Origin of the sequence: Paracoccus sediminis, assembly GCF_900188295.1 — a bacterium.
Classification (GTDB): domain Bacteria; phylum Pseudomonadota; class Alphaproteobacteria; order Rhodobacterales; family Rhodobacteraceae; genus Paracoccus; species Paracoccus sediminis.
In genome coordinates, this window is record NZ_FZNM01000008.1 from 25,129 (window position 1) to 43,911 (window position 18,783).

Here is an 18,783-nt window from a genome sequence, read left to right on the forward strand (position 1 = left end):
CGGCCGGGATCAGGCGTCCGCGCTGTCCTGGGACGCGGCGACCGGAACCTCGTCCGCCTTCTTGCGGCGGGTGCGTTTCGGCTTGGGCGCATCCTCGGCCACGGCGTCCGGGGCGGGTTCGACGGCGGCGTCGGACTTGGCGCGCCGCGTCCGCTTGGGCTTTGCGGCCGGTTCGGCAGCGGGAGCGCCGTCGGTTTCCGGCTCGGCCTTCTTGCGGCGGGTGCGCTTGGGCCTGGGCGCGTCTTCAGCCGCCGGTTCGATGACCGGCTGGTCAACCGGCGAAACATCGGCAGCCGGTTCCACGGCATCCGGTTGGACCGCCGCGATCTGCGGGGCGGATTCCCCGAGGGCTTCGACGGCGGCCGCTTCGGGCGATGCGGACTCGGACCGGTCCTCGGCGCGCTTGCGGCGGTTCCGGCTGCGGCGCGGCTTGTCCGCCGAAGCCTCGGCCTTGGCGGGCGAGGCAGCCTCGACCGGCTTTTCCGGGATGGCGCCGTTGTCGTTCGCGACCGAGGCCAGCGCCCGCCGCAGTTCCACCAGCATGAATTCGGGAACGTGATCGCCCATGCCGACCACAGCGGGGCCGCGATGGTGGTCGTCACGGCCGCCGCGCCGGTCGCGCCCGTGATCCCGGCGATCCTCCCGACGTGCCTCGCGCTTCTCCTCGCGGGCCGGCTCGCGCCGTTCCTCCGCCGCGGGGGCTTCGCGCTGCGGTTCGGGGGCGCGGTCCTCGCGCGGCTCGCGGCGGTCTTCTTCGCGGCGGCGGCCACGGCCTTTGTCCCGGCCGGGGCGGCGTTCCTCTCGGCCTGCGTTGCGATCGTTTTCGGACAAGGTGAATCCTTCAGGCAGGGGCGCGCGGGGCAAAGGCTGTTTCACAAGGTTCTCGATGGCGGCCAGATATTTGTCGTCGGACGGCGTGGCGATGCTGAAGGCGCTGCCCAGACGCCCGGCCCGGCCCGTGCGGCCGATGCGGTGGACATAATCCTCGGCATGGGACGGCAGGTCATAGTTGAACACATGGCTGACCGCCGGAATGTCCAGGCCCCGCGCCGCCACGTCGGATGCGATCAGGAATTTCAGCTTTCCCTCCCGGAAACTTTCCAGGGTGCGGGTGCGGTGGCTTTGGTCCAGGTCGCCATGGATCGGCGCCGCGTCATAGCCGTGCTTGGCCAGCGATTTCGCCAGAATGTCCACGTCGGTCTTGCGGTTGCAGAAGATGATGGCGTTCTTCAGCCCGCCGTTTTCGGTCTCCGGGCCTTCGGCGTCGATCAGCGCCCGCAGCAGGTCGCGTTTCTGCTTGGCGGCCAGGTCGCGGCGGGTGGGGGCCAGTTCGACCAGCTTCTGGGCGATGGTTTCGCTGGCCGTGGCCTGGCGCGCGACCTCGATCCGTTCGGGGGCGTGCAGGAAGGTGTCGGTGATCCGCTCGATCTCGGGCGCCATGGTGGCGGAAAAGAACAGGGTCTGCCGGGTGAACGGCGTCAACTGGAAGATGCGTTCGATGTCTGGGATGAAGCCCATGTCCAGCATCCGGTCGGCCTCGTCCACCACCATGATCTGCACGCCGGTCAGCAACAGCTTGCCGCGTTCGAAATGATCCAGCAGCCGGCCCGGCGTGGCGATCAGCACGTCCACGCCCCGGTCGATCAGCTTGTCCTGTTCGCCAAAGGACACGCCGCCGATCAGCAGAGCCTTGGTCAGGCGGGTGTGCTGGGCATAGGTGTCGAAGTTTTCGGCCACCTGGGCGGCCAGTTCGCGTGTCGGGCACAGGACCAGCGACCGCGGCATTCGCGCCCGCGCGCGGCCCCGGCCCAGCAGCGTAATCATCGGCAGCACGAAGCTGGCGGTCTTGCCGGTGCCGGTCTGCGCGATCCCAAGAACGTCGCGGCCTTCCAGCGCGGGGGGAATGGCACCGGCCTGGATCGGCGTCGGCATCTCGTACCCGGCCGCGGCAATGGCCTTCAACACGCTGGGATCAAGCTTCAGATCGGAGAATTTCGTCATTCAGGGGCTTTCCAAGGCTGCGGCGCCGGTCATCCGGCGCGATGCGTTCCACCGCCGCGAAGCCCGGATGGCTGGTGCGGCCTGTCATGGGACGCAGACTCGCACGCCCCTTCAGTCGGTCCGCCGGATGCGGGCCATGCCACGCGTTAGACCAAGCCGACGCTCACGTCAATGTTTTGACGGGTAAACCTTGCGTAAAAGACAGGTTTCAACAGAGTTTCCGGGCTTTCGGTTGACCAGGCCCTGCCCCAGACGCTAACCGGCAGGGGACAGTCAGGAAAACGATCATGAACCTTTTTACCGATCTGCGCGGCGTCGTCCTGGCCGCGCTGGACCAGATGGTGCGGCTGGGCGAATTGCCGCGGGGCCTGGATTTCGCCAATGTCGCCGTCGAGCCGCCGCGCGATCCGGCGCATGGGGACATGGCGACCAACGCGGCGATGGTGCTGGCCAAGCCCGCCGGGATGAAGCCGCGCGAGATCGCGGACCGTCTGGCCGCCCGTCTGACCGACCCGCGCATCGCGGCGGCCGAGGTCGCGGGACCGGGGTTTCTGAACCTGCGGCTGTCGCCTGCCGTCTGGCAGGGCGTTGTCGCCGCCGCCATCCGCGCGGGCGCGGATTTCGGGCAGTCCGACATCGGCGCGGGGCAAAAGGTCAATGTGGAATTCGTCAGCGCCAACCCCACCGGGCCGATGCACGTGGGCCATGTGCGCGGCGCGGTGTTTGGCGACGCGCTGGCGAACCTGCTGGCCTTTTCAGGCCATGACGTGACGCGCGAATACTATATCAACGACGGCGGCGCGCAGGTCGACGTGCTGGCCCGGTCGGCCTATGAACGCTATCGCGAGGCCAACGGGCTGGAGCCGGAAATCCGCGAGGGGCTGTATCCCGGCGACTATCTGATCCCGGTGGGCGAGGCGTTGAAGCAGAAATACGGCGACCGCCTGCTGGACCGCCCGGAATCGGACTGGCTGGCCGAGGTGCGCGATTTCGCGACCCAGGCGATGATGGAGATGATCCGGGGCGATCTGGCCGCGCTGGGCGTGCGTATGGATGTCTATTCCAGCGAAAAGGCGTTGTATGGCACCGGCCAGATCGAGGCCGCGATCGAACGGCTGCGGTCCTTGGATCTGATCTATCGCGGCGTGCTGGAGCCGCCCAAGGGCAAGCTGCCCGAGGATTGGGAGGAGCGCGAGCAGTTGTTGTTCCGGTCCACCGCCCATGGCGACGACGTGGACCGGCCGATCCAGAAATCGGACGGGGCCTGGACCTATTTCGCGCCCGACATCGCCTATCACTGGGACAAGATCGACCGGGGCTTCGACCAGTTGATCGACGTGTTCGGCGCCGATCACGGCGGTTACGTCAAGCGCATGAACGCCGCCGTTGCGGCCCTGTCCAACGGCCGGGTGCCGCTGGACATCAAGCTGATCCAGTTGGTCAAGCTATTCAGGAACGGCGAGCCGTTCAAGATGTCCAAGCGCGCGGGCACCTTCGTCACGCTGCGCGACGTGGTCGAGGAGGCGGGCGCCGACGTGACCCGTTTCATCATGCTGACGCGCAAGAACGATGCGCCGTTGGATTTCGACTTTGCCAAGGTGCTGGAACAATCCAGGGACAACCCGGTCTGGTATGTCCAATACGCCAGCGCGCGGGTGCATTCCGTGCTGCGCCGGGCAGGTGATTCGGGGATCGATGTGGGTGATTCGGTTTTGGCCGCCGCCGATCTGACCCGCCTTTTCCATCCCGCCGAACTGGAACTTGCGCGGAAGGTCGCCGAATGGCCGCGACTGGTCGAACACGCGGCACGGGCGCATGAACCGCATCGAATCGCGTTTTTCCTGTATGAAATCGCGTCCGACCTGCATTCGTTGTGGAATCGGGGCAATGACGACCTGTCGCTGCGGTTCGTGCAGGATGGTGATCCGGCCACGTCCCAAGCAAAAATTGCGCTGGTGCGTGCAGTTGGCGTTGTTATTTCAAGCGGCCTCGCTATCCTTGGGGTCACGCCGGTCAAGGAAATGCGCTGATCTCACAAAGCGCCCCAGCCGGATGGAACGGGCAGTCAAGTTCAAGCCGGGTCAACCGGCAGGCAGGCAGGCTATGGCAGTGATGGATTTCCGCGAAGGCGGCTATGTGTTCTCGCGTCACAAGGTGAAGCGCGAATTTTCCTATGACGGGGGCTGGGACGACCGGCAGCAGGGCGGCAGCGCCGGTCCTGCCGATGCCCAGGGCAACGACAGCCTGACCACGCGTTTCGCGCGGCTGACGCATTATCTGGGCGCGGTCGCATCCGTTGCGCTGATGGTGGGGCTGATGGTCTGGGGCTGGCAGCTGGTGTCGCGCGACGTGTCGGGCGTGCCGGTGATCCGGGCCATTGCCGGGGATGCCCGCACCACGCCATCCGAACCGGGCGGGGAACTGACGAACTATACCGGCTATGCGGTGAACACCGTCGCCGAAGGCGTGGAACAACAGCCGACCCAGCAGGTCGCCATCGCTCCTGCCCCGGTCGGCCTGTCGGACGAGGATGTGGCCATGGGCCAGCTTGGCGCGACCGCCCGCGATCCCGCCGTCACGTCCGAGGTTCCGCTGAGCTTTGCGGGCGATCCCATCATACCCCTGTCCGACAGCGAGGCCCGCGCGCAGGCCGAGGCCGAGGCGCAGCGTCTGGCCATGGCCGACAGCGCCGTCCAGGACGCCACGATCATCGACATCCCCGCCACCGAAGGCCCCGTGAACGAGGCGCTGACGGACGAGAACGGCGTACCCGCCCAGGCCGCCGCCATCGCCGAAGCCCTGGTCCAGGCCCAGGCCGAGGCCAATCCGGGCGTGCTGACCGCCTCGACCCGGCCCGCGCCGCGTCCGCGCAGCACCCGTGTCGCGTCGGCGGGAACCACCGCCACCGACGCCCGCCCGGTCCCCCCCGAGGAGCGCCCGGCCGAAGCCCCCGCCGCCCGTCCCGACGCCTCGCCCGTCGCCGCCGTGTCGCAGGCCAGCGGCCCGCAAGTCCAGCTTGGCGCCTTTGACAGCGATTCCATCGCGGCCAGCGAATGGAACCGGCTGATGAACAAGCATGTCGTCTTTGCCGGCAAGCAGCAGGTGATCCAGCAGCACCAGTCCAATGGCCGGACCTTCTGGCGGCTGCGCGTTGCGGGTTTCGGGTCGCTGTCCGAAGCGCGCCAGTTCTGCGCGGCGCTGAAATCGGCGGGCACGGACTGCCTTGCCCTGAACTGATGGGTGCAAGCGCTACCATCCTGGGCGGCATCGCCGGAATGGACCTGACGGCGGCCGAGCGGGATTTCTTTCGCGCGGCCGATCCCTGGGGCTTCATCTTGTTCGGGCGCAATGTGGGCAGCCCCGACCAGCTGCGCCGCCTGACCGGCGACCTGCGCGATGCCGTGGGCCGCGATGCGGTCGTCACCGTCGACCAGGAAGGCGGCCGGGTGCAGCGCCTGCGCGCCCCGCATTGGACCGATTGGCCCGCGCCCCTGGATCAGGCCGCCGCCGGGCCGCGCGCGATGTGGCTGCGCTATCACCTGATCGGGCGGGAACTGCGCGCGGTGGGCATCGACAGCAATTGCGCGCCCACGCTGGACGTGGCGCAGGCCGATACTCATCCCTTCCTGCGCAACCGCTGCCTGGGTGCCGATCCCGGAACGGTCGCCATGCTGGGCCGCGCCGCCGCCGACGGGATGCTGGCGGCGGGCGTGCTGCCGGTGATGAAGCACATGCCCGGCCACGGCCGGGCCATCGCTGACAGCCACCACGGCCTGCCGACCGTCGCCGCCGCGCCCGAGGAACTGGAGGCGATCGACTTTGCCCCCTTTCGCGCGCTGAACGACCTGCCGATGGGCATGACCGCGCATATCCGCTTTACCGCGCTGGACGACGCGCCAGCAACGGCATCGACCCGGATGATCGGCCTGATTCGCGACCAGATCGGCTTTGACGGGCTGCTGATGACCGACGACATCACCATGAACGCCCTGTCGGGGACCGAGGCCGAACGCACCCGCGCCTCCATCGCCGCGGGCTGCGATCTGGTCCTGCATTGCAACGGCACGATCGCCGGCATGGAGCCCGTGGTCGCCGCCGCCGGTGATCTGTCGTTCACGGCGCAGCGTCGCGCCGACGCCGCCCTGGCGCAGCGTCGCGCGCCCCTGGATCACGACCCCGCCGCCCTGATGGCCGAATGGCGTGGCCTGACCGCGGCCCTGGCCTGACCGGCCGCTTGACAGGATCGTTCCGTCGGCGGACGTTGCCACCCTGCCTGGATACGATGCGCCCGTGACCCGATCCCCGACCGACAGCCCCCATCCTTGCCGCACGCCGCCTGACGGGGATATCGCGCGGCGCCGGGCCGACGAGGCGTTGATCGTCGAACTGGAGGGTTATGAAGGCCCGCTGGATCTGCTGCTGACGCTGGCGCGGACGCAGAAGGTGGATCTGATGCGGATCTCGGTTCTGCAACTGGCCGAACAGTACCTGTCCTTCGTGGAACAGGTGCGCGCCCTGCGGATCGAACTGGCCGCGGATTACCTGGTGATGGCCGCCTGGCTGGCCTTCCTGAAATCCCGCCTGCTTCTGCCCCCCGACCCCGAATCCGACGAGCCGTCGGCCGAGGACATGGCCGCGCATCTGGCATTCCAGCTGGAACGGCTGGCGGCCATGCGGCAGGCGGCGGGGCAACTGATGGCGCGCGACCGCCTGGGAATCGGCCGGTTCGCGCGCGGCAGGCCGGAAACGGTGGCGCGCAGGCGGCGGACCGAATGGCAGGCGGGACTGATCGACCTGATGCGCGCCTATGCCCGGCTGAAGACGCGCGACGAATTCCGCCCTTATGCCTTCGACCGCCATGACGTGTTCACGATGGAACAGGCGTTGGACCGGCTGCGGCGCCTGATCGGCTTTGCGGGCGACTGGACCGATCTGGCCGATGTCCTGCCGGACGGCTGGGTCGAACAGGGCGCCCGGCGCCGGTCGGCCACGGCCGCGACATTCGCGGCGTCGCTTGAGCTTGCGCGTCAGGGCCGGATCGAGATACGGCAAGCCGATGCCTTTGCCCCGATCCGCTTTCGCAGCAAGCCCGACCTGACCGATCCGCCATGACCCGTCCCGCCATGACCCGTCCCGCCGCCGAAACAGACGATCCGACGCCATCCCTTGCGCAGCAGGAACGGATGGTCGAGGCGATCCTGTTCGCCTCGGACCGGCCGATGGCCCTGCGGGAACTGGCTGATCGCCTGCCCGCAGGCTGCGACCCGGCACAGGCCCTGGACGGATTGCGCCAGACCTATGCCGGGCGGGGGGTGGCGCTGGAACGGATCGGCGAAGGATATGCCTTTCGCACCGCATCTGATCTGTCCTTCCTGATGCAGGCCGAAACGGTGGAACAGCGCCGCCTGTCGCGTGCCGCCGTCGAGACACTGGCGATCATCGCCTATCACCAGCCCGTCACCCGCGCCGAGATCGAGGAAATCCGCGGCGTCGCCGTCAGCCGCGGCACCCTGGACCAGCTGATCGAAATGGAATGGGTGCGTATCGGCCGCCGCCGGATGACCCCCGGCCGCCCGGCCACCTTTGTGGTAACGGAAGCCTTTCTGGATCATTTCGGCCTGGAATCGGCGCGCGATCTGCCCGGCCTGGCCGAATTGCGCGCGGCAGGGCTGCTGGAATCGCGCCCGCCGTCACCGGCGGCGCATGCCCCCCTTGCCTTGGGCGACGAGGATGACGATATGGCTGCCGCAGAACCCGCCCATCCGGCGTTCAAGGACGACTGACCCATGAACCTGAGCAAGATCCTTTCCGCCCTGACTCGTCTGGTCATGCGCCGCGCCGTGACGCGGGGCATCAGCAAGGGCATCGACCGGATCGCCAAGTCCGGCACAAAGCCCGCCCCCGTGTCGGCCAAACAGGCCAAGGACATGCGCGCGGCGGTCAAGCGCGCCCGCCAGGCCGCCCGGCTGACCCGGCGCATCGGGCGCTGACGCATGGCCTTTGACGCGCGCCCGCGCTAGGGCTGCGCGATGGATGACCGATTCGCGATTTTCCTGGTGGCGACGCCGGGCCTGGAGGCGCCGCTGGCGGCCGAGGCCGCGGCCCTGGGCTGGCAGCCGGTCGTGCAGCCGGGCGGGGTGACGATCACCGGCGGCTGGCCCGATGTCTGGCGCGCGAACCTGTGGCTGCGCGGCGCGACGCGGGTGCTGGCGCGCGTGGGCCAGTTCCGCGCGCTGCATCTGGCGCAACTGGACAAGCGGGCGCGCCGGTTTCCCTGGTCCGAGGTGCTGCGCCCGGACGTTCCGGTCCGCGTGGAAACCACCTGCAAGGCCAGCCGCATCTATCACGCGGGCGCCGCCACCCAACGGATCGAACGGGCCATCGCCGAGGAGCTGGGCGCGCCCCTGGCCGCCGATGCGGCCCTGGTCGTGAAGGTGCGGATCGAGGACGATCTGGTCACGATCAGCCTGGATACGACCGGGGAATCCCTGCACAAGCGCGGCCACAAGGAAGCCGTTGCCAAGGCGCCGATGCGCGAAACCATGGCCGCGATGTTCCTGCGGGAAATGGGGTTCGACGGCAGCCAGCCGGTTCTGGACCCGATGTGCGGTTCGGGCACGTTCGTCATCGAGGCGGCCGAAATCGCAGCGGGCCTGGCCCCCGGCCGCAGCCGCAGTTTCGGGTTCCAGCAGCTTGCCGGATACGATCCCGTGGCCTGGGATGCCATGCGTGCATCCGTCACGCCGCGCCCGGCACCGGCGCAATTCATGGGCAGCGATCGGGACGCGGGCGCTGTGCGCATGGCCCAGGCGAACGCCGATCGCGCAGGCGTCGGGGCGCTGACCCGGTTCGAATGCCGTGCCATCGGCGATCTGCAACGCCCCGACGGACCGCCCGGCATCGCCATCGTGAACCCGCCCTATGGCGCGCGGATCGGCAACAAGGGGCCGTTGTTCGCCCTGCACGCCGCCATGGGCGCCGTGTTTCGAGAACGATTTCACGGCTGGCGCGTCGGAATCGTGACCAGCGAAGGGGCATTGGCCAAGGCCACCGGATTGCCGCTGGAATCCGGGCCGATCGTGGCGCATGGCGGGTTGAAGGTGCGGCTGTGGCGGACAGGGCCGTTGTAGCCGGACCGACGCGGGCCAGGATGGCCTTAACGGAACTGCTTGGCCAGTTTCAGGCCTTGGCCCTGGTAATTGGATTTGATGCCTGCGCCATAAAGCCGGTCAGGGCGCGCGGTCATGCGTTCATAGACCAGGCGTCCGACGACTTGGCCGTGTTCCAGAACGAACGGCGCCTCGTGGCAGCGCACCTCCAGCACGCCGCGCGCGCCGGTTCCTGATTCCCCGATGCCGAAGCCGGGGTCGAAAAATCCTGCGTAATGAACACGGAATTCGCCAACCATGGCCAGATAGGGCGCCATCTCGGCCGCGTAATCGGCCGGGATCGCCACGGATTCCCGGCTGACAAGAATATAAAAAGCGCCGGGGTCCAGGATCAGGCGCCCATCCGTTGTGCGCAATTCATCCCAGAAATCGCGCGCGTCATAGGCGCCGATCCTGTCAAGATCGATCACTCCGCTGTGGGGACGGGCGCGATATCCCACCAGATCGCCCGATGCGGGCCGCAGATCGACGGAAAAGCCAAGCCCCTGGTCGATCAACGCCTGACCGGCGACAAGGGGGTCGCGGGCGTTCAGATCGCGCAGTTCGGCATCGGACAGCACCGCCTGGCCCCGCCGCAACCGCAACTGGTTCAGCCGCATTCCGGGGCGCACCAGGACGGAAAAGCTGCGCGGGCAGATCTCGGCATACAGCGGGCCGTCATAGCCTTCGGGCAGCCGGTCGAATTCGGTGCCGCTGTCGGCGACCAGGCGAGTCAGGAGATCCAGTCTGCCGGTCGAGGATTTGGCGTTGGCTGCCGCCGTCAGGCCAGCGGGCAGGGCGACGCGTTCCATCAGCGGGATCAGATACACGCAGCCCCGTTCCAGCACCGCGCCCCCGGTCAGATCCATCTGGTGCATCTGGACATCGGCCAGCCGATCCATGACCCGGTTCCCGCGCCCCGCCAGAAAGCTGGCGCGCAGGCGATAGGCCACGGTCCCCAAGCGCAGGTCCAGCGACGCAGGCTGGGTTTGTTCAACGATGATTGGGGGATCGGCCGCGATGGCCCCCGACCGGATCAGGTCATGGATGCCGCTGTCGGGAAGAACGCCATTCATGCCGAAACCTTTCATGCGAAAACGCCCACCCCCGGACAGGAATGGGCGTTTTCGAAATGGTCGGGCCGGAGAGATTCGAACTCTCGGCCTTCCGCCCCCCAGACGGACGCGCTAACCAGACTGCGCCACGGCCCGACGCGCACCGTATAGTGCGATCCTGCCGGAATGCACAAGGGCCGCAGTGCGGAAATCTGCTGCCCGGCGCAGGCGAGGTTCAGCAAATCCGCGCCAAGGCATCACGCAGCCGCGACAGCGATGCCCGATGATGTGGCGCCGCGGCATCGGACGGGCGAAGGCCGCGCAGGCGGGCGTTGAGGGCCATCACCTCGGCCAGCCAGCTTATGGGACGTTCCTGGCTGCGGCCGTTCAACGACACGCCGGGCGACATCCCCACGGCGCGGCGGCGGCGATGGCGGGACCGGGGTTCCTGGGCCGGTTCGGGCCCGGCGTCGAGATCGTCGTCGGCCCCATCCAGATCGAGGTCTGGGGCAGGATCGACCGGTTCTGCCAGATCGGCCAGACGTAACAGCCCGCGCTCCCGGACCGACGCCCCGCGATCGCGGGCCAAGAGCTTCTTGGCGCCCCGGATCGTCAACCCCTCGTCACGCAGCACGATGCACAGTCCCGCCGCCAAGCGCACGTCGTCGGGACGGTAATACCGCCGCCCGTCCGGGCGCTTCATCGGTTTCAGCAGGGGGAACTGGGTTTCCCAGTATCGCAGCACATGCGGGGCCACGCCCAGAAGCCGTGCAACCTCTCCTATCGACCGGAATGCGTCTGCGCCCTTTGTCATTCAGTTCGGACCGCCCCTAGCCCTTGTTTCCGGCCGCGACGCGATCCTTCATCAGGTGCGAGGGGCGAAAGGACAGGACGCGGCGGGGGGTAATCGGCACTTCCTCTCCGGTCTTGGGATTGCGGCCGATGCGTTCGTTCTTGTCGCGCAGGCTGAAGGTGCCAAAGGACGAAATCTTCACCTGTTCGCCCTGCACGAGCGCCTCCGAGATATGGTCCAGCACCGATTCGACCAGTTGGGCGGATTCATGTCGCGACAAGCCGACATCGCGAAAAACGGCCTCGGCCAGATCCATCCGGGTCAGCGTCTTGTCACTCATGACTTTCCCCTTTGATTTCACAAGGATGGTTGGATTTCTTCCATATGTCAACGAGAAGCGCGGGTTTTTCGTTCCGGCACCTCCCGCCATGCACAGGATTGTGCATCCGGCCCGAGTCGCAGACGGCGTTGCAGAACCGCGGTCGCGCCCTATCTTGAGGGACAATGGCAGGAGAAGAACATGGCCGGTGGATGGGCGCGCGACGACGCGGTGAACGACCAGATCGAGATCAGCACGGCCGAAGCCGTGGCCCGCGCGCGTCTGCGCGCCACCCAGGCCGGTGCCCGTGTCAGCGCCTTGGAATGCGTGGACTGCGGCGAGCCGATACCCGAACCGCGCCGCTTGGCCCTGCCGGGGGTTCAGCTTTGCGTGGAATGCCAAGGGGACCGCGACCGGGCGTTTCGTCCGCTGGCCGGCATCAATCGGCGCGGCAGCAAGGATTCGCAGCTGAAATAGCGCCTACCAGCGAAGAACGACGGAACCCCAGCTCAGCCCGCCGCCAATCGCTTCGGTCACGATCACGTCGCCTTGCCTGAAACGGCCTTCGCCATCGGCCACCGACAGCGCCAGAGGAATCGATGCGGCCGAGGTGTTGCCGTGATCGGCCACCGTCAGGATCACCTTGTCCATCGGCAGGCCCATCTTTTGCGCGGTGGCGGTGATGATGCGGGCATTGGCCTGATGCGGCACCAGCCAGTCCACGTCGGCTGCCGCCAGGCCCGCCTTGTCCAGGGCGGCATGCGCCGTCTTGGCCAGCTTTTCAACGGCATGGCGGAACACCAGGTTTCCCTGCATCCGCAACTGCCCGGCAGTCCCGGTGGTGGATACGCCGCCATCGACATACAGCAGGTCGCGGTACCGGCCGTCGCTGTTCAGGTCGCAGGCCAGAATGCCTTGGTCGTTGCTGCTGCCCGTGCCCTTCTGACCCTCCAGCACCACGGCACCGGCGCCGTCGCCGAACAGCACGCAGGTTCCCCGGTCGCTCCAGTCCATGATGCGGGAAAAGGTTTCCGCCCCGATGACCAGAACGCGCCGGGCCAGCCCGCCGCGAATCATCGCATCGGCATTGGCAAGGGCAAAGACGAAACCTGCGCAGACGGCCTGCACGTCATAGGCAAAGCCGTGGGTCATCCCCAGGCCGTGCTGGATCATGGTCGCGGATGCGGGAAAGGTATGGTCGGGGGTCGATGTCGCCAGCACGATCCCGTCGATGTCGTCGGGTTTCAGTCCCGCCCGGTCCAGCGCCGCACGGGCCGCGCGCAGGCCCATGTCGCTGGTGGCCTGCCCCTCTGCCGCGAAATGGCGCCGTTCGATCCCGGTGCGGGTGCGGATCCAGTCGTCCGTGGTGTCCAGCCGTTCCTCGAACCAGCTGTTCTCGATGACGCGGTCGGGCAGGTAATGGCCCGTGCCCCGGACGACGGAACGAATGGTCACGATGCAGCCTCGGTTCCCGGCGCGGATGCGGCCGCTTGGGCCACGCGCGCCGCCAGACGATCCTGAAAGCCCGATTGCGCCAGCGTGAAGGCCAGCTTGATCGCCGCCGACACGCCCGTCGCATCGGCGGACCCGTGCGATTTGATGACCGTGCCGTTCAGGCCCAGGAATATCCCGCCGTTGACGCGGCGCGGGTCGATCCGCTTTTGCAGGCGTTTCAGGGATGTCATCGCCAGCACGGCGGCAAACTTGGACATGATGGAATTCGCGAAGGCGTCCTTGAGAAGCGTCCCGACCAGCTTGGCCGTGCCCTCTCCGGTCTTCAAGGCGATGTTTCCGGTAAAGCCGTCGGTGACGATCACATCCACGCGCGCCGAGGGCAGGTCGCCGCCTTCGACGAAGCCGACATAGTCGAACTTGCCCGCCTCGGTCGCGGCCAGGATCATATCCTGCGCCTGCTTCAGTTCGGCCCGGCCCTTGTGTTCCTCGGTCCCCACGTTCAGCAGCCCGACGCGGGGCCGGTCCAGGCCCAGGCCGTTGCGGGCATAGGATGCGCCCATCAGCGCGTATTGCAGCAGGTCATGCGCGTCGGCGCGAATGTCGGCGCCCACGTCCAGCATGATGTTGAAGCCCTGGGGGTTCAGCGACGGCCACAGGCAGGCGATGGCGGGTCGGTTGACGCCCGGCAACCTGCGCAGGCGCAGCATCGACAGCGCCATGAGCGCGCCGGTGTTGCCGCAACTGACGGCGGCGCCCGCCTCTCCGGTCTTGACGGATTCGATGGCCGACCACATGGAGGTGCCGTCGCCCTTGCGCACGATCTGGCTGGGCTTGTCGTCCATGGTGACGACACCCCCGGCATGGCGGATGTCGCACCGCCCGGCCAAGGCCTTGCGCCGCCCGACATGACGGCGCAGTTCGGTTTCGTCGCCATGGACGATGAACCGGATTTCGGGATTTTTGGCCGCGCTTTCGGCCATGCCCGCAACGACCGCCGCAGGGCCGCGATCGCCGCCCATGGCGTCAACCGATATCACCACGCTGCCCCGGTGATCGGGGGCAGGCGGTGCGGCAGGGGTCACGTCACGATCGGTCATCTGGCGCGGATGCCACGCCCGATCAGGCGGCGTCGTCGTCCAGGTCGGTGTCGTTCGCCTGGGCCACGACTTCGCGGTCGGCGTAATGGCCGCAGGACGGGCAGACGTGGTGCGGACGTTTCAGTTCGCCGCAGTTCGAACATTCGTTCGGATTGCCCGCGACCAGGGCATCGTGGGCGCGGCGCATGTTCCGGCGGGACCGGGTGACGCGATTCTGAGGGACAGCCATGTCACAACCTCGGGTTTGGACGGGGTGCGACGCTGTGGCGTCTTGCGCACCTCGGGGGATTGAATTCGAAAATGAACCGCGCAGATACGCCATGACGGTCCCGCCCGCAACCCCTTGCGTCGGGGCAGCCGGGGCTTATTGCGGCCGGGATCCGCTTTCCCTTGGGGTCAGGGATGACAGAATCGGCCCGCGCTGTGGCAGGAACGCAACGCATCGCGCTGGCTGGCGCCGTCAATCGTCATCGCGATGGCGCAGCAGCTTGTCCAGCCCTTCGAAGGGGCGGCGGGTGTCGGGAGCGGGAACTTCGGGCGCGGCTTCGAATTCCGCGCCATCGGCGCGCGGATAGGGGGGCAGCGCCAGGGCCAGTTCCTCGATCATCACGGCCGCCAGGTCGATGAACTGGCCAAGGGGTTCCAGCGTGTCGTCGGGCATTTCGACCTCGTCGCCTTCGGGCGTGGCGAGATGGGGGGAATAGTGGCGCGCGACCGCCTCGTCCAGGGTGGTCTTGACCGGCTTCAGCGTGACGACGCACGGCTGCGTGACGCGCGCGCGCAAACGGCCGGACAGCGCCCAGCCATCGCCGGATTCGGCCCGGATTTCGCCCGAGAAGGTCAGCCTGGACAGCGCGCTGATGCCCAGTTCCGCCGCAATGGCGGCGCAGCGGTCGGCGTCGGGCGTCAGGTCGAAGACGGTCGGCGCGCGCGGGTTCAGATGCGCCACGCGCAGGCGCTCGGACGGGGGAAGGGGGGCGGTCATGGCTGGCCTCTTGGTGGCATGGGGCGCGGCGGCCTGCGGCGCAAACCGCGACGGGATTGAGCGCGGTGCCCGAGTTTGCTAAGCCGGGCGGGCCGCGTCAACAGCCCCTTGCAAAGGAAAGACGGAATGACCGCCATCAGGAACCTTGTCGTCCTGGCTTTCGTGGCCGTTCTGGGCCTTGCCGCCTGTTCGCCCGTGTATCGCAACCACGGCTTCATCCCCGCGCCCGAGGATCTGTCCCAGGTCGTCGTCGGGCAGACCACCGTGGACGAACTGGCGGGGCTGATCGGGCGCCCGTCCGCGCAGGGGCTGCTGACGGGATCGGGCTGGTATTACGTCGGGTCGCGCTGGCGTCATTTCGGCGCGCTGGAACCGCGCGAGATCAACCGCGAGGTCGTGGCCGTGTCCTTTACGCCCGGTGGCGTTGTCAGCAATGTCGAACGCTTCGGCTTGGAACGGGGCCGCGTCGTCCCCCTGTCGCGCCGCGTGACCGAGGGCAGCGTAACCGAAATCTCGCTGATCGGACAGCTGCTGGGCAACCTGGGGAATTTCCAGGCGGCGGATATTGTTGATTGATAGGGGCGGGTGCGGTGTGGAAGGACGGCTTTGCGAACAAACCTATCAGTTCAAAGGTCAGCGAAGTTTCTTGCGGAAGGTGATCTTATCATCGCCATCCGCCCAGAAGTCACGGATCCTGGCCTCTAGCTCGTACCCGTTTTTCTCGTAAAAGTTTCGGGCGCGGGCAAAGGCGTCGCTGCTGGATGTGTCAACGATGATGATGCGCGCGCCCTGCGCCTGCAACCTGTCTTCCAATGCTGCCACAAGCGCCGATCCAAGCCCTTGCCCATGCAGGTCGGCGGCGACCCCCAACGCAAGCATGTTCCAAGTGCCTTCGGTCATTTCTTCGGCGCGCGCGTAGCAAAATCCGGATGCAATTCCGTTGGAAACACACCCCAGCCACAACTCCGATGAGGCTCCGTCCAGAAATGGCGCAATCATTTCGGGCAACATGTCCGCAGGAAATAGCTCGATGCCCATAAGCACCTTTTCGATGCCGGCCAAATGTTCAGGAAGGCAGACCTGGATATTAGGCGAGGGCACGATAAATCCTTCGAGTGCTGAGAAGTCAGGTGGTTTGGCGTTACGAAGAAAATAATTGCCATATCCGGATGTCCATTCGCAATGGACTCAAAGCAACCGCATCGTTCCTACACCACCCTTACGATCCGGTCCGCCAACCTGTGCAGGTCGTTGCGATAGCCCGTCCGCGCCGATGGCTGGTCGGGGTCCGAGGTCATGGCGACCGCCGCCGCGGGCTGGCGTCCGGTCGCCGGAAAGACAAAGATCATCTGCCCGCCATAGCCCCAGCCATAACGCACCGGACGCCCACCGGCCTCGCCCACGAACCAGCCGTATCCGTAGCCCTGACCGCTGAAGATCGACGACGTGCGCGACCGCCAGCTGTCCGCGATCCAGGTTTCGGGCACCACCTGCCGTCCGCCCGCGCGGCCCCGGTTCGCATACAGGGCGCCGAAGGCCAGAAGGGATCGCGTGCTCATCGCCATCTGGTTGCCGCCCAGATAGATGCCCTGGGGATCGCGTTCCCAGCCGGTGATGGCGAAGCCGGGCACCGCGTCCAGCCAGTCGCGCGCCAGATCCAGCGTGGACCGGCCCGTCACCCGCGTCAGGATGGCCGACACCAGATGCGTCGAGGCCGTGGAATACTGCATCCGCCCGCCGGGATCCTGGGTAAAGGGCGCGGCCAGGGCGGCGCGGACCCAGTTGCGGCTGCTGACCCAGGCGCCGTAATTCGGACCCGACTGCCGTTCCAGCCCCGCCTGCATGGACAGCAGGTTGCCCAGCGTGACCCTGGCCAGCCGGGGGTCGGGATCGTCGGGCAGGTCCGCACGCAGGATCGGCGCGATGGGCTGGTCGGGTCCGTCCAGATCGCCCCGCTGGATCGCGATTCCCGCCAGGGCCGAGATGATCGACTTGGACGCCGACTTGATGTTCGTCGGGCTGTCCGGGGAAAAGCCGCCATAGCCCTGGGCGGCGATCTCGGATTCGTCCGCCCAGACCGCGATGGCGCGCAGGTTCTCCAGACGCGCGGCGTCGTCCAGGATGGACGTCAGGCCGGCCTGGCCCAGGGCGGGCGCGGCAAGCAGCGGGGACAGGCCGGCGGTCAGCAAAAGGATGCGTCGGTTCATGCCTTTGATATGTGCGCGCGACCGGTCCCGGCGGAATCACGGTTGCGTCAGCACGGTCTTGTTTGCCGGTCGGGGCGCCATTAGGGCAGGGAAACGCCCTTTTCCGCAGCACGAAGGCCCGCCATGACCGCGCTTGACGACCTTGCCCCGGTTCCCTTTCACGATGCCGACGCCCCGCAGCGGGCCCGGATGCTGTCGCGGCTGGCCGACACGGAGCTGGTCGTGGCGCTGCGGGCCGAGCCTGCGGGCGACACAATTGAATTGCGCATGTTTCCTCTGGATGGCGGCCCGGTGGCCCTGGCCTGCGATGCCGAGGACCGGCTGGCGGGGTTTCTGGGCGGCCCCGTGGCCTATGGCGCGATGCCGGGCCGGGTGGTGGCGGGGCTGTTGAAATCCCAGGGCGCGGGGCTTCTGGTCAATCCGGGCCATCCATCGGAAATGCTGCTGGACGCGGCGATGCTGGACTGGCTGGTCGGAGCGCTTTCGGTCGTCCCCCAGGCGACGGATGCCCGCCTGCGCCCGACCGCCCCCGCGCCTGCCGTGGTTCAGGCCCTGGCGCAGCCCCTGGCCGAACGGCTGGGCGACATGCGCGGGCTGATCGCGGGCGCCGCCCTGGCGGGAACGGAAGAAGGCCATGCCGTCCTGATCGCGGGCGCCGACCCCGCCCATCAGCCCGCCATCGCCAAGGCCCTGGCCGAGGCGCTGGCCTTTCTGCCCCCCCAGCCCGGCGGCGTCGATGTCAGCTTTACCGATGCGGTCCTGCCCCCGGCGGTGCTGCAATTCGACCTGGCGGTCCCCAGGGAACCCGCGCCCGCGCCGCGCCCGAAAGGCCCGCCGAATCTGCGCTGACGCCCCAAGCACGGTTGCGTGATGGGCGCCAAGCTGCCAGAACCGGTCCATGAAGACGCAACACAAAGCCCTGTCCGTCCATCTTCTGACCGCCACCGGCGCCGTCCTGTCCATGCTGGCCATGCTGGCCGCCGTCGAGGGAAAATGGTCGCTGATGTTCCTGTGGCTGGTCGTGGCCCTGGTCGTCGATGGCGTCGACGGTCCCTTGGCGCGGCGTTACGATGTCAGGATTCATTCGCCGAATTACGACGGCGTGCTGATGGATCTGATTATCGACTATCTGACCTATGTGTTCATCCCGGCCTATGCGCTGTTCAAGTCGGGGCTGCTGTCGGGCTGGACCGGCTGGTTCGCGATCATCGTCATCGTCTATGGCAGCGTCATCTATTTCGCGGACAGCCGCATGAAGACCAAGGACAATTCGTTTTCCGGCTTTCCGGGCTGCTGGAACATGGTGGTGCTGGTCCTGTTCGCGACCGATCCGCACTGGACGGTGATCCTGCTGATCGTGGTGGCTCTGACCGTGGCGATGTTCCTGCCCATCAAGTTCATCCACCCGGTCCGCACGGAACGCTGGCGCGCGGTGTCGCTGTCCATCGCGATCCTGTGGTGCGTGTTCGCCGCCCGCGCCGCCTGGGTCGATTTCCATCCCGACAGCTGGGCCAACTGGGGGTTGGTCGTCACGTCCCTGTGGCTGCTGCTGGCCGGGGCGGCGCAGCAGCTGCTGCCGGAACGCGCCTGATGGGACGCCCATGATCCGCGCGCGGATCGGCTCGGGAAAACGCCCGGTGCAAAAGATCGGACCGGGGCAGGGGGAAGGGGTGCGCGGCACCACGCCGGGCCGCGGCCTGACACGCCTGAGACGGGTCCGCTG

Annotated in this window: 21 protein-coding genes and 1 tRNA gene; 11 read left to right on the plus strand and 11 right to left on the minus strand. The window is 67.5% G+C overall.

Annotated elements, in window-relative coordinates:
- Positions 1-9: 9 nt before the first annotated feature.
- Positions 10-2,001, minus strand: coding sequence for a DEAD/DEAH box helicase (locus CHB77_RS11750; RefSeq protein ID WP_089388416.1), 1,992 nt, complete (start codon positions 1,999-2,001; stop codon positions 10-12).
- 287 nt (positions 2,002-2,288) lie between these two features.
- Here CHB77_RS11750 and argS point away from each other — a divergent pair, with 287 nt between their 5' ends.
- The 7 genes from argS to CHB77_RS11785 all read left to right on the plus strand — a co-directional run bounded on the left by argS (position 2,289) and on the right by CHB77_RS11785 (position 9,131).
- Positions 2,289-4,031 (plus strand): arginine--tRNA ligase, encoded by a 1,743-nt coding sequence (gene argS / locus CHB77_RS11755; protein WP_089388417.1) that lies wholly within the window; start codon positions 2,289-2,291, stop codon positions 4,029-4,031.
- 73 nt (positions 4,032-4,104) lie between these two features.
- Positions 4,105-5,238 (plus strand): SPOR domain-containing protein, encoded by a 1,134-nt coding sequence (locus CHB77_RS11760; protein WP_089388418.1) that lies wholly within the window; start codon positions 4,105-4,107, stop codon positions 5,236-5,238.
- Positions 5,238-6,227 (plus strand): glycoside hydrolase family 3 N-terminal domain-containing protein, encoded by a 990-nt coding sequence (locus tag CHB77_RS11765; protein WP_089388419.1) that lies wholly within the window; start codon positions 5,238-5,240, stop codon positions 6,225-6,227. The genes CHB77_RS11760 and CHB77_RS11765 overlap by 1 nt, the downstream gene beginning before the upstream one ends.
- 64 nt (positions 6,228-6,291) lie before the next feature.
- Positions 6,292-7,113, plus strand: coding sequence for a segregation and condensation protein A (locus CHB77_RS11770; RefSeq protein ID WP_089388420.1), 822 nt, complete (start codon positions 6,292-6,294; stop codon positions 7,111-7,113).
- Complete coding sequence (gene scpB, locus CHB77_RS11775) at positions 7,110-7,784, plus strand: SMC-Scp complex subunit ScpB (protein WP_089388421.1); 675 nt, start codon at positions 7,110-7,112, stop codon at positions 7,782-7,784. Before CHB77_RS11770 ends, scpB begins: the two co-directional genes overlap by 4 nt.
- A 3-nt stretch (positions 7,785-7,787) precedes the next feature.
- Complete coding sequence (locus CHB77_RS11780; protein WP_089388422.1) at positions 7,788-7,991, plus strand: hypothetical protein; 204 nt, start codon at positions 7,788-7,790, stop codon at positions 7,989-7,991.
- Between the two features lie 39 nt (positions 7,992-8,030).
- Entirely contained in the window at positions 8,031-9,131 is a 1,101-nt protein-coding gene (locus tag CHB77_RS11785; protein WP_089388423.1) for a THUMP domain-containing class I SAM-dependent RNA methyltransferase, read from the plus strand.
- A gap of 26 nt (positions 9,132-9,157) precedes the next feature.
- Here the strand turns inward: CHB77_RS11785 and CHB77_RS11790 are convergent, their stop codons facing one another.
- The 4 genes from CHB77_RS11790 to ihfA form a co-directional block, all read right to left on the minus strand.
- Complete coding sequence (locus tag CHB77_RS11790) at positions 9,158-10,225, minus strand: 2'-deoxycytidine 5'-triphosphate deaminase (RefSeq protein ID WP_089388424.1); 1,068 nt, start codon at positions 10,223-10,225, stop codon at positions 9,158-9,160.
- A 57-nt stretch (positions 10,226-10,282) separates the two neighbouring features.
- Positions 10,283-10,360, minus strand: a tRNA-Pro gene (locus CHB77_RS11795).
- Positions 10,361-10,439: 79 nt separating this feature from the next.
- On the minus strand, positions 10,440-11,018 hold the full coding sequence (locus CHB77_RS11800; protein ID WP_089388425.1) for a MerR family transcriptional regulator: 579 nt from the start codon (positions 11,016-11,018) through the stop codon (positions 10,440-10,442).
- 16 nt (positions 11,019-11,034) lie between these two features.
- On the minus strand, positions 11,035-11,337 hold the full coding sequence (ihfA, locus tag CHB77_RS11805) for an integration host factor subunit alpha (RefSeq protein WP_089388426.1): 303 nt from the start codon (positions 11,335-11,337) through the stop codon (positions 11,035-11,037).
- A 180-nt stretch (positions 11,338-11,517) separates the two neighbouring features.
- Here ihfA and CHB77_RS11810 point away from each other — a divergent pair, with 180 nt between their 5' ends.
- Positions 11,518-11,793, plus strand: a complete 276-nt coding sequence (locus CHB77_RS11810) for a DksA/TraR family C4-type zinc finger protein (RefSeq protein ID WP_089388427.1) — start codon at positions 11,518-11,520, stop codon at positions 11,791-11,793.
- 3 nt (positions 11,794-11,796) lie between these two features.
- Here the strand turns inward: CHB77_RS11810 and CHB77_RS11815 are convergent, their stop codons facing one another.
- The 4 genes from CHB77_RS11815 to CHB77_RS11830 form a co-directional block, all read right to left on the minus strand.
- The gene (locus CHB77_RS11815) at positions 11,797-12,771 is read right to left on the minus strand and encodes a beta-ketoacyl-ACP synthase III (protein ID WP_089388428.1); all 975 of its coding nucleotides are present in this window, start codon (positions 12,769-12,771) and stop codon (positions 11,797-11,799) included.
- Positions 12,768-13,868: a phosphate acyltransferase PlsX gene (plsX, locus tag CHB77_RS11820; protein WP_089388429.1), complete on the minus strand. Its 1,101-nt coding sequence runs from the start codon at positions 13,866-13,868 to the stop codon at positions 12,768-12,770. Before plsX ends, CHB77_RS11815 begins: the two co-directional genes overlap by 4 nt.
- 22 nt (positions 13,869-13,890) lie before the next feature.
- Positions 13,891-14,097 carry a 50S ribosomal protein L32 gene (gene rpmF, locus CHB77_RS11825; RefSeq protein ID WP_089388430.1) on the minus strand — a complete coding sequence of 69 codons (207 nt, stop codon included), beginning with the start codon at positions 14,095-14,097 and terminating at the stop codon, positions 13,891-13,893.
- Positions 14,098-14,328: 231 nt separating this feature from the next.
- Entirely contained in the window at positions 14,329-14,853 is a 525-nt protein-coding gene (locus CHB77_RS11830; protein WP_089388431.1) for a YceD family protein, read from the minus strand.
- A gap of 126 nt (positions 14,854-14,979) precedes the next feature.
- Between CHB77_RS11830 and CHB77_RS11835 the strand changes: the two genes are divergently transcribed.
- A complete protein-coding gene (locus tag CHB77_RS11835; RefSeq protein WP_089388432.1) occupies positions 14,980-15,429 on the plus strand; it encodes an outer membrane protein assembly factor BamE in 450 nt (149 codons plus the stop codon).
- A gap of 57 nt (positions 15,430-15,486) precedes the next feature.
- Here CHB77_RS11835 and CHB77_RS11840 read toward each other — a convergent pair whose 3' ends face one another.
- Both CHB77_RS11840 and CHB77_RS11845 read right to left on the minus strand, forming a co-directional pair.
- Positions 15,487-15,954 carry a GNAT family N-acetyltransferase gene (locus CHB77_RS11840; RefSeq protein ID WP_242626646.1) on the minus strand — a complete coding sequence of 156 codons (468 nt, stop codon included), beginning with the start codon at positions 15,952-15,954 and terminating at the stop codon, positions 15,487-15,489.
- Positions 15,955-16,061: 107 nt separating this feature from the next.
- Complete coding sequence (locus tag CHB77_RS11845; RefSeq protein ID WP_089388434.1) at positions 16,062-17,060, minus strand: serine hydrolase domain-containing protein; 999 nt, start codon at positions 17,058-17,060, stop codon at positions 16,062-16,064.
- Positions 17,061-17,183: 123 nt separating this feature from the next.
- Between CHB77_RS11845 and CHB77_RS11850 the strand changes: the two genes are divergently transcribed.
- Positions 17,184-17,909 (plus strand): SseB family protein, encoded by a 726-nt coding sequence (locus tag CHB77_RS11850; RefSeq protein WP_089388435.1) that lies wholly within the window; start codon positions 17,184-17,186, stop codon positions 17,907-17,909.
- A 49-nt stretch (positions 17,910-17,958) separates the two neighbouring features.
- Positions 17,959-18,651: a CDP-alcohol phosphatidyltransferase family protein gene (locus tag CHB77_RS11855; protein ID WP_089388436.1), complete on the plus strand. Its 693-nt coding sequence runs from the start codon at positions 17,959-17,961 to the stop codon at positions 18,649-18,651.
- Positions 18,652-18,783: the final 132 nt, after the last annotated feature.